Annotated in this window: 14 protein-coding genes; 4 read left to right on the forward strand and 10 right to left on the reverse strand. The window is 73.5% G+C overall.

Features of this window, described 5'->3' with window-relative positions; translation table 11 throughout:
- Positions 1-49 precede the first annotated feature (49 nt).
- From O7635_RS05215 to O7635_RS05240, 6 genes are read right to left on the reverse strand one after another with little or no spacing between them, the layout of a single operon-like run.
- Entirely contained in the window at positions 50-772 is a 723-nt protein-coding gene (locus O7635_RS05215) for a response regulator transcription factor (protein ID WP_278079264.1), read from the reverse strand.
- Positions 742-1,872: a hypothetical protein gene (locus O7635_RS05220; RefSeq protein WP_278079265.1), complete on the reverse strand. Its 1,131-nt coding sequence runs from the start codon at positions 1,870-1,872 to the stop codon at positions 742-744. The genes O7635_RS05215 and O7635_RS05220 overlap by 31 nt, the downstream gene beginning before the upstream one ends.
- Entirely contained in the window at positions 1,862-3,145 is a 1,284-nt protein-coding gene (locus O7635_RS05225; protein ID WP_278079266.1) for an ATP-binding protein, read from the reverse strand. Before O7635_RS05225 ends, O7635_RS05220 begins: the two co-directional genes overlap by 11 nt.
- Before the next feature lie 47 nt (positions 3,146-3,192).
- Positions 3,193-3,600: an ester cyclase gene (locus O7635_RS05230; RefSeq protein WP_278079267.1), complete on the reverse strand. Its 408-nt coding sequence runs from the start codon at positions 3,598-3,600 to the stop codon at positions 3,193-3,195.
- Positions 3,597-4,556 carry a complex I subunit 1 family protein gene (locus O7635_RS05235; RefSeq protein WP_278079268.1) on the reverse strand — a complete coding sequence of 320 codons (960 nt, stop codon included), beginning with the start codon at positions 4,554-4,556 and terminating at the stop codon, positions 3,597-3,599. The genes O7635_RS05230 and O7635_RS05235 overlap by 4 nt, the downstream gene beginning before the upstream one ends.
- Positions 4,556-5,125 carry an NADH-quinone oxidoreductase subunit C gene (locus tag O7635_RS05240; protein WP_278079269.1) on the reverse strand — a complete coding sequence of 190 codons (570 nt, stop codon included), beginning with the start codon at positions 5,123-5,125 and terminating at the stop codon, positions 4,556-4,558. The genes O7635_RS05235 and O7635_RS05240 overlap by 1 nt, the downstream gene beginning before the upstream one ends.
- Before the next feature lie 22 nt (positions 5,126-5,147).
- Between O7635_RS05240 and O7635_RS05245 the strand changes: the two genes are divergently transcribed.
- Positions 5,148-6,125, forward strand: coding sequence for a 2-oxoglutarate and iron-dependent oxygenase domain-containing protein (locus O7635_RS05245; RefSeq protein WP_278079270.1), 978 nt, complete (start codon positions 5,148-5,150; stop codon positions 6,123-6,125).
- Between the two features lie 14 nt (positions 6,126-6,139).
- Here O7635_RS05245 and O7635_RS05250 read toward each other — a convergent pair whose 3' ends face one another.
- Positions 6,140-6,316, reverse strand: a complete 177-nt coding sequence (locus O7635_RS05250; RefSeq protein ID WP_278079271.1) for a hypothetical protein — start codon at positions 6,314-6,316, stop codon at positions 6,140-6,142.
- 107 nt (positions 6,317-6,423) lie between these two features.
- Between O7635_RS05250 and O7635_RS05255 the strand changes: the two genes are divergently transcribed.
- Both O7635_RS05255 and O7635_RS05260 read left to right on the forward strand, forming a co-directional pair.
- Entirely contained in the window at positions 6,424-6,921 is a 498-nt protein-coding gene (locus tag O7635_RS05255) for a SigE family RNA polymerase sigma factor (RefSeq protein ID WP_278079272.1), read from the forward strand.
- Entirely contained in the window at positions 6,914-7,669 is a 756-nt protein-coding gene (locus O7635_RS05260; RefSeq protein WP_278079273.1) for a hypothetical protein, read from the forward strand. The genes O7635_RS05255 and O7635_RS05260 overlap by 8 nt, the downstream gene beginning before the upstream one ends.
- On the opposite strand, the gene O7635_RS05265 is transcribed toward O7635_RS05260, so the two are convergent.
- A complete protein-coding gene (locus tag O7635_RS05265) occupies positions 7,662-8,576 on the reverse strand; it encodes a helix-turn-helix domain-containing GNAT family N-acetyltransferase (protein ID WP_278079274.1) in 915 nt (304 codons plus the stop codon). The genes O7635_RS05260 and O7635_RS05265 overlap by 8 nt on opposite strands.
- Before the next feature lie 90 nt (positions 8,577-8,666).
- Here O7635_RS05265 and O7635_RS05270 point away from each other — a divergent pair, with 90 nt between their 5' ends.
- Positions 8,667-9,713, forward strand: coding sequence for a glucose 1-dehydrogenase (locus O7635_RS05270; RefSeq protein ID WP_278079275.1), 1,047 nt, complete (start codon positions 8,667-8,669; stop codon positions 9,711-9,713).
- On the opposite strand, the gene O7635_RS05275 is transcribed toward O7635_RS05270, so the two are convergent.
- Positions 9,703-10,947 carry a glutamate-5-semialdehyde dehydrogenase gene (locus O7635_RS05275; RefSeq protein WP_278079276.1) on the reverse strand — a complete coding sequence of 415 codons (1,245 nt, stop codon included), beginning with the start codon at positions 10,945-10,947 and terminating at the stop codon, positions 9,703-9,705. The genes O7635_RS05270 and O7635_RS05275 overlap by 11 nt on opposite strands.
- Before the next feature lie 24 nt (positions 10,948-10,971).
- Positions 10,972-12,081, reverse strand: a complete 1,110-nt coding sequence (proB, locus tag O7635_RS05280; protein ID WP_278079277.1) for a glutamate 5-kinase — start codon at positions 12,079-12,081, stop codon at positions 10,972-10,974.
- Between the last annotated feature and the right edge of the window lie 35 nt (positions 12,082-12,116).

Raw genomic sequence — 12,116 nt, forward strand, 5'->3', positions numbered from 1 at the left:
CCGCCACGCTGTGTCATGACAGTCAACCGGGGGTCGGTCGATCGGCGGGTTATTGCGATGGCCGATCGGGTGACGCGTATGACCGGTACGTCCCGATCTCCTCGGGCCGGATCAGCCCGTCCTCGATTGCCCGCGCGAGCAGCGCCGACTTGGTCGCCGCCGGCCGGCCGGCGCGGGCGTACTTGATCCGCGCCCGGTCCACGTACTGCTTGACGGTGTGCTCGCTGATCTGCATGCGCTTGGCCACCGACGCCTTCGACATCGACTGGAACCAGAGCAGCAGCGCCTCACGCTCCTTGTCGGACAGTGCCGGCCGGGTGCTGCGCCGGTCACCGACCATCGCGCCGGCCAGCGACGGCGGCACGTAGGGCCGGTCGGCCGCCGCGGCCAGCACCGTCTCGACGCAGTGGTCGCGCCCCTCGTGCTTGGCCAGGAAGGCGACCGCGCCCGCGTCGAGCACGGCCAGGATCGTCGACGGCTCGTGGTGCTCGGAGTAGACCACCACCCGCTGGCCGGCGGCGCTCAGCTCGCTGACCTTGTCGACCACCATCCGCCCGTGCAGGCGCAGGTCGAGCAGGATCACGTCGGCCGGGCCGGCGGTCAGCACGGCGTCGACGTTGTCACCGGTCGCGACCACCTCCAGCCGCGGGTCCGCGGACAACCAGGAGCGGACGCCTTCGAGTACGACGGGGTGGTCGTCGACGATCGCGACCGCGACCCGTGCGCCTCCCAGCCCGTACGTCATGCCGCCCGCCATCGTGTCTGCGCCCATAGAAGTTCCTCGTCCCGCTCGTACCAGTAATCCACTGTGCCGTTCATGTCCCAGGAGAAGGACTCCTTGGCCGGTCCGGCCGTCGCCGGGGTGGTGAGGCTGACCACCACCTCGTCGGGCTGCGCCACCACCGTCACCCGGGCCCAGTCCCGCGCCGTCGCCAGCGTCGCGGCCAGCGGCTCGGCCAGCCGGCGGCGGATCGCGACGTCGAGCTCGGGCAGCTCGCCCACGGCGATCAGGTCGACCGGCACGCCCTGCCGCTCGGCCACGTCGACGCAGGCGCGCAGCTCGTGCAGCAGCGGGTCGGGCACGTCGTCGGACTCGGCGATCAGGCGCCGGAGCCGGGCGGCGGCCAGCGCGCAGGCCCGCTGGACGTCGGGCTCGGCCGGGTCGGCGCGGCCGGTGGCGAGGTCGTGCAGCAGCGCCCCGGCGGCCTCGGAGACGATCCCGAGCCGCTCCTGGCGTTCCCGTTGGGCCTGCACCGCGCCGAGGCGCTCGGACTCGAGGGCCGCCCGCTGCGCCTCCTGCGCGGCCGCCCCGCGTGCGGTCTCGCGCAGGGCGCCCATCGCGGCGACCAGCGCGATCGGCAGGACACCGGTGCCGTAGATGTACATCACGAACCGGCTGAGGTCGATCGCGCCCTCGCCGTCGGCGCTGGCGTTGACGACGCCGATCAGGCTGACACCGGCGTTGGCGACGAGCACGCCGACGAGCTGGCCGACGCCCTTGTCGTAGAGCAGCAGCACGGCGAACCAGCCGATCGTGCCCCACGCCCAGTTGCCGCTGTGGAAGATCAGGTCGCCGGGGCTGACGGCGATGACCAGCACGTCGACGATCAGCAGCACGGCGAGCAGCGGGTAGACCGGCACCGCGAACCCGTAGAAGAGGCGGGCCGTGGCGAGCACCCCGACAACGATGAACAGCACCCAGCCGGCGGCGGACGCCCACGGCACCGTGTAGTCGGTCCAGGCGCCGGCGATGCCTGGCACGTTGACCGCGAAGTGCCAGCCGAACGCGATGCCCACGGCCGCGAGGCGGCCACCCCGGTCGGCGGTGGTGACCACGGCGGCCCGCGCGGTCAGCAGCCGTTCAGTGGACATCGACCCACTCCAGCTGGATGCGGGTGCCGTTGCCGGGTGCGGTGTCGATCCGGGCGGTGGCCCCGACGGACGCCATCCGCGCCATGATCGACTCGCGGATGCCGTAGCGGTAGGGCGGGATGGCCGCCATGTCGAAGCCGGGGCCCACGTCGATCACCTCGACGACGACGGACTCCCGGGTGCGGTGCAGGCGCAGCCAGGCGACGGCGCCCTCGGCGTGCCGGACCACGTTGGACAGTGCGGCGTCGGCGCTCTCGGCGATCGCGTCGGCCACGGCCGAGGGCACCAGGCACGGCTCGAGCGCCGCGGTCAGCGGGTAGCCCTCGAAGCGCTCGACGATCACCCGGAGCCGCTCGTCGAGGGAGATCTTGGCGCCCGGGTCGAGCGGCGTGCGGCGGGCCGGATCGAAGAGGGTACGCAGATCGCTGGCCGCCCGGGCCCGCAGCATCGCCGACTGGGTGGCGACACCGCCGAGGCCGACCATGGTCAGGGTGGACAGGACCGTGTCGTGCAGGTCGCGGTTCTGCTTGCGCTCGGCCTCGCGGGCGGCCCGCGAGATCACCGCCTCCCGGTGGGTGGCCTGGTAGGCGGTGAAGACGCTGTCGGCCGCGCGGGCGCTGCGCCGCGTCAGGTAGACCAGGCCGGCGGCCATGAACGTCTGCACGACCAGCACGACCGAGTGGCTGATGGCCTCGCCGGTGTCGCCCGCGAGCAGGGCGCCGGTGCAGTACGCGATCGCGATGACGAAGCCGAGCAGCATCCCGTGGACGACCCGCAGCGCGAACTGCGCGGTGATGATCGAGGTGCTGGCCAGCACCGCAACCCAGCTCACGCCGCCGGGCATCACATCCGGCGAGACCAGGACCCGCATCGCGAGGCAGGCGACGATGGTCAGCGCCACGTCGATCAGCACCGTCCGGGCCTGGATGCCGTTGTCGACGGTCTGCCGGTAGAACACGTAGGACCAGATGGTCAGCGCCACGACGGCGATCGCGAGCGGCACCGCCTGGACCGGCGGCTCCCGCACGGCGAGCGCGACCACCGCGACGGCGATGCCGCAGCTGAGGCGGATGGCCGCGGGAAACAGCGCGTAGACCCGGGCCAGGGCGACGCCGGCGGGGTTGAAGGTCGGAGCGGCCGGCGGCGGCTCGGGCAACGGCGCCAGTGGGATCGGTTCGGGCCTCAGCCACGGCCGGTCGGGCGGCCCGGAGTGCGGCCGCCGGAGGCTGTGGTTGGGCACCGACGCACCCAGACGCGTGTCGATGCGGGCCATTCAACCACGCAATGCGAGCGTCCGGTCGCCGCAGGGTTGCCTAAAAATCAGGCAGGAGGCAACATTTCGACGCCTAGCTGCTGGAGCAGCTGGAACAGTTCGTTGACGCTCCAGACGTCGGCGATCAGGCCGTCGGCGTCGAAGCGCAGGAAGGTCGCGCCGGAGTAGCTGACGACCGTGCCGGTCGGGGGGACCGGGCCGAACTGGCCGAGCTGCGTGCCGGCGGCCCGCCAGTGCACGGCCGCCCGGTCGGCGCTGACGACGAGGTCCACGATCTTGTAGCGGAGGTCCGGAAAGGACGCCCGGCGCTCCTGGTGCCAGGCGAGCACGCCGACCGGGCCGCTGGCGCCGAGGCCCGGGCAGTCCGGCGCGATCAGCTCGTACGCCGTGGCCTCGTTGGCGCCGTTCCAGACGTCGGCGATCAGCCGCCGGACGGCGGACTCGTGATCGCTCACAGCGCCACCCGGACGGCGGCGGTGAGCACCAGCTGGCCCAGCGACACGGGCACCAGGACGAGCCAGCACAGCCGCTGGAGCTGGTCCTCGCGCAGCCTCGGGTAGGCGACCCGGAACCAGATCACCACGAACGCGACCGCGAAGATCTTGACCAGGGTCCACAGCCAGCCGAGCTGGTCGTCGAACGGGCCCTTCCAGCCGCCGAGGAACAGCACCGTGGTCAGCGCCGCGATCACCACGATGCCGACGTATTCCGCGAGCAGGAAGAACGCGAACCGCAGGCCGGTGTATTCGGTCATGTAGCCGAACACCAGCTCCGAGTCGGCGATCGGCATGTCGAACGGTGGCCGGCGGATCTCGGCGAGCCCGGCCACGAAGAACACCACCAGCGCCGGCAGCTGCCAGAGCAGCCACCACGGCCGCCAGGCCTCGACGATGCCGGTCAGGCTCAGCGTGCCGGCCGCCATCGCGACGCTGGCCGCGGCGAGCACCATCGGCAGCTCGTAGCCGAGCAGCTGGGCCGCGCCGCGCAGGCCGCCGAGCAGGCTGTATTTGTTGGCCGAGGCCCAGGCCGACATGAGCACCGCGACCACGCCGACGCCGAGCACGGCCAGCACGAAGAACAGGCCGACGTCGAGGTTCTGCCCGACCAGGTCGCCCGGCCCGAGCGGCACGACGAGCAGCACCAGCAGGTAGGGCACCAGCGCGACGAGCGGGGCCAGCCGGAACACGGCACGGTCGGCGGCGGCCGGCGTGACGTCTTCCTTCTGCACGAACTTGATGCCGTCGGCGATCAGCTGGGCCCAGCCGTGGTAGGCGCCCGCGTACATCGGGCCGAGCCGGCCCTGCATGTGCGCCATCACCTTGTGCTCGGTCTGGCCGACGACCAGCGGGAGGACCAGGAACGCGGCGACGACGCCGACCACGCGCACGAGGACCTCGAGCCAGAGTGGCATCAGGCCGGCCCCCATTCACCCGGAGCGGGTACGCCCGGCGGCCGCATCGGAGCCCGCTTGCTGGTGCCGGCCTCGCTCTCCCCCGGCTCCTTGGCGCCCGGCCAGGCCTTGGCGACCCGGGCCGCGAGCACGAACTCCTTGCGCAGCGGATGGCCCTCGAACTCGGGCGGCAGCAGCAGCGGCCGCAGGTCGGCGTGGCCGGCGAAGTCGACGCCGAACATCTCGTGCGTCTCGCGCTCGTGCCAGGCGGCGCCCGGGAAGATCGGCACGACCGTGTCGACCACCGGCTCGGTCCGCGGGACCCGGGTGCGCAGCAGCACGCCGTGCTTGTGGGTGGTCGACCAGAGGTGGGCGACGATCGCGAAGCCCTCGTCGAGCTCGTCGACGGCGGACAGCCAGTCGAAGAAGTCGCAGGCCAGCGCGGCGTCGTCGCGGGCGACCCGAGCCGCCTCGGCCCAGCCGGCGGCCGGCACGTCGACGGTCGCCCGGGCGTGGTCGTTGCCGCCCGAGACGGAGGCCTCGCCGGTGACCAGCTCGGTCAGCCGGGCTCCGATCTCCTCCGGGGTCATGCGGAGATCCTAGGCTTTCGGCATGGCATCCACGAGGCTCCCCGTGATCGATGTAGGTCCACTGCGGTCGGGCACTGACCCGGAGCGCGTGGCCCGGGAGATCGAGTCGGCGTGCCGGGACACCGGGTTCTTCTACGTGACCGGCCACGGCGTGCCGGCCGCGCTGCTGGCCCGGATGGACGCGGCGGCCCGCACGTTCTTCGCGCTGAGCGAGGCCGAGAAGATGGCGATCGCGATGCCGCACGCCGGCCCGGCGTGGCGCGGATATTTCCCGCTCGGCGGCGAGCTGACCGCCGGCCGGCCGGACCGCAAGGAGGGCATCTACTTCGGCGAGGAGCTGGCCGACGGGGACCCGCGGGCGGGGCTGCCGCTGCACGGGCGCAACCTGTTCCCGGCCGCGGTCCCGGAGCTGCGGGCCGCGGTGCTCGACTACGTGACCGCGCTGACCGGGCTCGCCCAGGACGTCATGCGCGGCGTGGCCCGCAGCCTCGACCTGCCGGCCGACTACTTCGCCGCGGGCTACACGCGGGTGCCCACCGTGCTGTTCCGGATCTTCCACTACCCGCCGCAGCCGCCGGACACCGATGAGTGGGGCGTCGGCGAACACACCGACTACGGGCTGCTCACGCTCCTGGCGCAGGACCAGAACGGCGGCCTGTCCGTGCGTACGCCGGGCGGGTGGGTGGATGCGCCGCCGCTGCCCGGGACGTTCGTGTGCAACATCGGCGACATGCTCGAGCGGCTCACCGGCGGGTGGTACCGGTCGACCGTGCACCGGGTGCGCAACGTGAGCGGCAACGAGCGGCTCTCGTACCCGTTCTTCTTCGATCCGGACTTCAGCGCGGAGGTGCCGCCGCTGCCCGGCCGGGCGCGCACGACCGCGACCGGCGAGCCGCGCTGGGACGGCGCGGATCCGGTCGCGTTCACCGGCACCTACGGCGACTACCTGACCGCCAAGGTGGCCAAGGTCTTCCCCGAGCTGTTCGAGGCGACCCGCTAGTCGGTTTCGGGGCGTCAGTCGGTCTCGGGGCGTTCGTCGAGGCGGTGGGTGCGGGCGGGCAGGCGGCCGGTGCGCCGCACCCGCTCCGCCTGCGCGGGGTCGCCGTAGCAGCTGGGGCAGCCCTCGTCGTCGCACGGGTCCTGGACCAGCCGACGGGATTGCGAGCCGTTGATTTGTCGCGATCGCGTCATGGCTCTCAGTTTCACCCCAACAACGCCTCGGTGTCGGCCGAATTACGACAATGAGGCGGGCGGTATCGACCGGCTACTGTGTTAGTGCCGTCCACCCCGGGAGAGCAGTGGCCGACAAGCTCGACTTCGCGGAGTTCTACGCCGCGTGGTTCCGTCCGCTGACGCATCAGCTGTTCGCCCACACGGGCGATCTGGCCGAGGCGCAGGACGTGGTGCAGGAAGCCTTCTGCCGGGCCTGGCCCCGCTGGTCCACACTGGACGACCCTGGCGCCTGGGTGCGGCGGGTGGCGTGGAACCTCGCCACCAGCCGCTGGCGGCGGGCCCGCCGGCTGCTCCACCTGACCCGCGCGGTGCGCGAGGAGCACGCTCCGGGGCCCGGCCCGGACGCGGTGGCGCTGCGGGCGGCGCTGGCCACGCTGCCGGAACGCCAGCGCCAGGCGGTGGTGCTCTACTACCTGGCCGACGTGTCGATCACCGAGATCGCCGAGCTGACCGGCGCCGCCGAGGGCACCGTCAAGTCCTGGCTGCACCGCGGCCGGGCGACGCTGGCGTTGCGGCTGGCCGACGACGACGTCACGACCGGATCGGGGGTGCGCAGTGCTTGACCATCAGCCCTGCGACCGCGTCCGGATCGCGTTCGACGAGCTCACCGACTCGGTCGACCCACACGTCCGCCCGCCCGGCGCCGACTCCGTGCTCGCGACGGTCCGGCGTCGCAGGCAGCGCCGGTTGGCCGGCTCCACGGCCGCCGCGCTCGCCGTCGTCGGTGTGCTCGCGCTGGTCCGGTTGCCGCTGGCCGACCGGCCCACGGTCGACCAGGCCGAGCCGGCGCGACCCGCGGCCACGACCCAGGGACCGCTGCTGCCGCCGTTCGCGCCGCCGACGGCGGTGACGCCGAGCCCGCCGGCCGCCACCGTCACGGTCGTGCCGTCGGACGCGCCGTCCGAAGGTGGCGCGACGCGGACCGCGCCACCGCCGCCGGACCGCCCGACCGACGACGCGGTGGCACCGGCCGCGCCGTGCGTTTCCAAGGTGACCGCCGCGGCCACCGGCGGCACGCTGGTGTTCTCCGCCGGCCCGGTCTGCCCCGGGGCCGGGATCGTCGTGTCCTGGGCGACCTATGAGACGCAACAGGACGGGTCGCAGCAGCTCTTCGCCTCCGGGCGGCGCACGTTGACGCCGGACGATCCCCGCTGGACGGCCACGTTGCGCGAGTCGCCGACCTGCGTCGGACCGTGGTACGCCCTGCGGGCCGACCCGCCCATCCCCGCCACGATCGCCGCCGACGTGGTCGAGCCGTTCCCCGGCGGCACGGTGCTGGCCAGGGAAGACGGCGAGATCTGCCTCAACTGACGAGGTCCATCGACCAGGACTCGTCGATCAGGTCGGCGCCGAACTCGCGGACGGGCTCGGCGCGGTCGAGGTGGAAGCCCGCCCGCTGGTAGATCCGGCGTGCCTCGGCCATCGCCTCGTAGGTGCTCAGCACGATCCGGCGGTAGCCGGCCCGACGGGCGAAGCGCAGACACTCGTCGACGAGGCGCCCGCCGAGCCCGAGCCCGCGGGCGGCCGGCTCGACCAGCAGGACCCGCAGGCGGGCGGTCTCGTCGTCGTCGCGCGCGCACATGATCGAGCCGACCGGCACGCCGTCGGACTCGGCGATCCAGAGCGCCTCGCGGGCCGGGTCGGGGCTGGTGCCGAACTCGCCGACGATCCGGGCGACGTAGGCCTCGAAGCGGGCGTCCCAGCCGTGCGCCGCCGCGTAGAGCTCGCCGTGCCGGCGCACGATCCAGCCCAGGTCGCCGGCGACCGGCGGGCGGAGCACCACGAGCCCGGGCGGCGCCGCCGGGTCGAGCACCTGCTCGATCGCGTCCATCGCGCCGAGCAGCCGGCGGCGCTGGCCGTCGGGCAGCGGTTCGAGCAGCGCGCCGACGTCGGAGCGGGAGCGGGCGTCGAGATCGCGGGCGGCGGCCCGGCCGGCCGCGGTGAGCGACACGACCTGCCGCCGGCCGTCGCTGGCCGATCGGGCCCGCTCGGCGAGCCCGTCGCTCTCGAACCGGCCCAGCACCCGGCTGAGGTAGCCGGCGTCGAGACCCAGCGAGCGCCGCAGGTCGACGACCTCGACCCGGTCGGCCTGCGCGAGCTCGAACAGCACCCGGGCCTCGGCCAGCGAGTAGGGCGTGTCCAGCAGGCTCTCTCCGAGCACGCCGATCACGCGGGTGTAGAAGCGGTTGAAGGCCCGGACGCGCGCGATCGGTTCCATGCCCACCTCAACTAAATCTTTGACTTTGTCAAAGACTAGGCGGGCGCCGTTTCCGCGCGCAATACCGGGGCAGACAGCAAGATGGTTCCTATGCGGGCGCTGACCGTGACACCGGGCACGAAGGACACCCTCCGGCTCGACCAGGACTTCCCCGAGCCCGATCCGCGGGAGGGCGGGCTGCTGGTGGAGGCCGTCGCCGTCGGCGTGTGCGGCACCGACCGAGAGATCATCGCGGCCGACTACGGCGAGGCCCCGCCCGGCGCGGAGCGGCTGGTGATCGGCCACGAGTCGCTCGGCCGGGTGGTCGAGGACCCGTCCGGCCGGCTCGCCAAGGGTGACCTGGTCGCCGGCATCGTCCGGCACCCCGACCCGGTGCCCTGCCCGAACTGCGCGGCCGGGCAGTGGGACATGTGCCGCAACGGTCAGTACACCGAGCACGGCATCAAGGGCCTCGACGGCTTCGCCCGCGACCGGTGGCGGATCGAGCCCGAGCACGCGGTCAGGCTCGACCAGTCGCTCGGGCTGCTCGGCGTGCTGCTCGAACCGACGAGCGTGGTCGCCAAGGCCTGGGAGCTGATCGACCGCTTCATCGAGCGCGACCCGTGGAAGCCGGCGAACGTGCTGATCACCGGGGCCGGCCCGATCGGCCTGCTGGCGGCACTGCTCGGCCAGCAGCGGGGCCTCGACGTGCACGTGCTCGACCTGGCCACCGACGGCCCCAAGCCGCAGCTGACCCATGACCTCGGCGCGACGTACCACAGCAAGCCCGTGCACGAGCTCGGCTTCGAACCCGACCTGGTGCTGGAGTGCACCGGGGCGCCGCCGGTGGTGTTCGGCGTGATGGACGCGGTCGGACCCTGCGGCATCGTCTGCCTGACCGGCGTGTCCACCGGCGGGCACCAGATCCCGGTCGACGCGGGCGCGCTCAACCGGGCCCTGGTGCTGGAGAACAACGTGGTCTTCGGCTCGGTCAACGCCAACGCCCGGCACTGGCAGGCGGGCGCCGAGGCGCTGGCCGCCGCCGACCGCGACTGGCTCGGCCGGCTGATCACCCGCCGGGTGCCGGTCGAGAACTACACCGAGGCGTACGCGGCCCAGGCCGGCGACATCAAGGTCGTCGTGGAGTTCAACCCCTGAGCTGGCCGTCGCCGGTCACGACGTACTTCGTCGAGGTCAGCTCCGGTAGGCCCATCGGGCCGCGGGCGTGCAGCTTCTGCGTCGAGATGCCGATCTCGGCGCCGAAGCCGAACTCGCCGCCGTCGGTGAACCGGGTCGATGCGTTGACCATCACCGCGGCCGCGTCGACCGCCGCGACGAACTCGCGGGCGGCGGCCAGCGACTCGGTGACGATCGCCTCGGTGTGCTGCGTGCCGTAGCGGCGGATGTGGTCGACCGCGGCCGACAGCGACGGCACCACGGCGGCGGAGATGTCGGCCGAGAGGTATTCGGTGGCGAAGTCCTCGTCGGTCGCCGCGACCACGGCGGCGGAGTGCGCGGCCACCTCAGGCGACCCGTGCACGGTCACGCCGGCCTCCGCGAACGTGGCCAGCACCCGGGGCAGGAACGCGTCGGCGACGTCGGCGTGCACCAGCAGCGACTCGGCGGTGTTGCAGGTGGACAGCCGCTGGGTCTTGGAGTTGAGCGCGATGGCCACGGCCTTGTCGAGGTCGGCGGCGGCGTCGACGTAGACGTGGCAGTTGCCGACGCCCGTCTCGATCACCGGCACGGTCGACTCCTCCACCACGGCGCGGATCAGCGACGCGCCGCCGCGCGGGATCAGCACGTCGACCAGCCCGCGGGCGCGCATCAGCTCCTTGACCGAGTCGCGGGACGACGAGTCGAGCAGCTGCACCGCGTCGGCCGGCAGCCCGGCCACCTCGAGCGCCTCGCGGAGGATCTCGACCAGGGCCGCGTTGGAGTTGGCGGCCGAGGACGAGCCGCGCAGCAGCGCCGCGTTGCCCGACTTGAGGCAGATGCCGGCGGCGTCGACGGTGACGTTGGGCCGGCCCTCGTAGATCATGCCGACCACGCCGAACGGGACGCGGATCTGCCGCAGCTCGAGGCCGTTGGGCAGCGTGGAGCCGCGTACCACCTCGCCGACCGGGTCGGGCAGCGCGGCCATCTCGCGCAGGGCGCCGGCAATCGCGCTGACCCGGGGCGCGGTCAGCGCCAGCCGGTCGAGGATCGCGTCGGATAGGCCCGCCGCGCGCCCGGCGGCGAGGTCGGCGGCGTTGGCCTCGAGCACCTCCGGCGCGCGGGCGACCAGCGCGTCGGCCATGCCGAGCAGCGCACGGTCCTTCACCGCCCGCGGCGTCGCCGCGAGCGCCACTGCCGCCACCCGCGCCCGCTCGGCCTGCTCCCGCACGCTCATCCCGTCCTCCTCTGAAAGGAACGCCTACAGCAACACCAGGTCGTCGCGGTGGACGACTTCACGCTCGTAGCCGGGGCCCAGCTCGGCGGCCAGGTCACCGGTGGATCGGCCGAGCAGCGCCGGCAGCTCGACCGCGTCGTAGTTGACCAGCCCGCGGGCGACCGGCTCGCCCGCGCTGTCGACCAGGTCGACCGGGTCGCCGGCGGTGAACACCCCGTCGACGGCGGTGATGCCGGCCGGCAGCAACGACTTACGGCGGGCCACGACGGCCTGCACGGCGCCCGGGTCGAGGTGCAGCCGGCCGCGTGGCGCGGTCGCGTGGGCCAGCCAGAACAGCCGGGCCGCGGGCCGCTGGGCGACCCGGTGGAACAGGGTGCCGACCGGCTCGCCGGCCAGCGCCGCGGCCGCGTGGGGCGCCGCGGTCAGCACGACCGGGATGCCGAAGCCGGTGGCGATCCGGGCCGCCTCGACCTTGGTGACCATGCCGCCGGTGCCGACGCCGGCGCGGCCCGCGCCGCCGATCGTGACGCCGGCCAGGTCGTCCTCGCCGCGTACCTCGTCGATCTTGCGGGTGCCGGGCCTGCGCGGGTCGCCGGTGTAGAGCGCGTCCACATCGGAGAGCAGCACCAGCAGGTCGGCCTGGACCAGGGCGGCGACGAGCGCGGCCAGCCGGTCGTTGTCGCCGAACCGGATCTCGTCGGTGGCCACGGTGTCGTTCTCGTTGACGATCGGCACGGCGCCGAAGTCGAGCAGCTTGCGGAGGGTCCGGTAGGCGTTGCGGTAGTGCGCCCGCCGGGTCACGTCGTCGGCGGTCAACAGCACCTGGCCGACGGTCAGGTCGTGGCGGGCGAACGCGGCTGCGTAGCGCCCGATCAGCAGGCCCTGCCCCACGGAGGCGGCGGCCTGCTGGGTGGCCAGGTCGCGGGGGCGGCGCGGGATGCCGAGTGGGGCGAGACCGGCGGCGATCGCGCCGGACGAGACCAGCACCACCTCGCGGCCGGCGCGGGCGGCGTCGGCCAGCACGTCGGCGAGGGCGTCGACCCGGGCCGCGTCGAGGCCGCCGTCGGCGGTGGTCAGCGACGACGAGCCGATCTTGACGACGATCCGGCGTGCCGTCGTGACTGCTTCGCGCACGGGTCCATTCTGCGCGGTCGGTCACCCAAGATCAC

It is taken from the genome of Asanoa sp. WMMD1127, assembly GCF_029626225.1.
Taxonomy (GTDB): domain Bacteria; phylum Actinomycetota; class Actinomycetes; order Mycobacteriales; family Micromonosporaceae; genus Asanoa.

Coding starts and splice junctions, on each gene's coding strand:
- O7635_RS05215 (WP_278079264.1), bottom strand. CDS start 772: ATGGGCGCAGACACGATGGCGGGCGGCATGACGTACGGGCTGGGAGGC.
- O7635_RS05220 (WP_278079265.1), bottom strand. CDS start 1,872: ATGTCCACTGAACGGCTGCTGACCGCGCGGGCCGCCGTGGTCACCACC.
- O7635_RS05225 (WP_278079266.1), bottom strand. CDS start 3,145: ATGGCCCGCATCGACACGCGTCTGGGTGCGTCGGTGCCCAACCACAGC.
- O7635_RS05235 (WP_278079268.1), bottom strand. CDS start 4,556: ATGCCACTCTGGCTCGAGGTCCTCGTGCGCGTGGTCGGCGTCGTCGCC.
- O7635_RS05240 (WP_278079269.1), bottom strand. CDS start 5,125: ATGACCCCGGAGGAGATCGGAGCCCGGCTGACCGAGCTGGTCACCGGC.
- O7635_RS05245 (WP_278079270.1), top strand. CDS start 5,148: ATGGCATCCACGAGGCTCCCCGTGATCGATGTAGGTCCACTGCGGTCG.
- O7635_RS05250 (WP_278079271.1), bottom strand. CDS start 6,316: ATGACGCGATCGCGACAAATCAACGGCTCGCAATCCCGTCGGCTGGTC.
- O7635_RS05265 (WP_278079274.1), bottom strand. CDS start 8,576: ATGGAACCGATCGCGCGCGTCCGGGCCTTCAACCGCTTCTACACCCGC.
- O7635_RS05270 (WP_278079275.1), top strand. CDS start 8,667: ATGCGGGCGCTGACCGTGACACCGGGCACGAAGGACACCCTCCGGCTC.
- O7635_RS05275 (WP_278079276.1), bottom strand. CDS start 10,947: ATGAGCGTGCGGGAGCAGGCCGAGCGGGCGCGGGTGGCGGCAGTGGCG.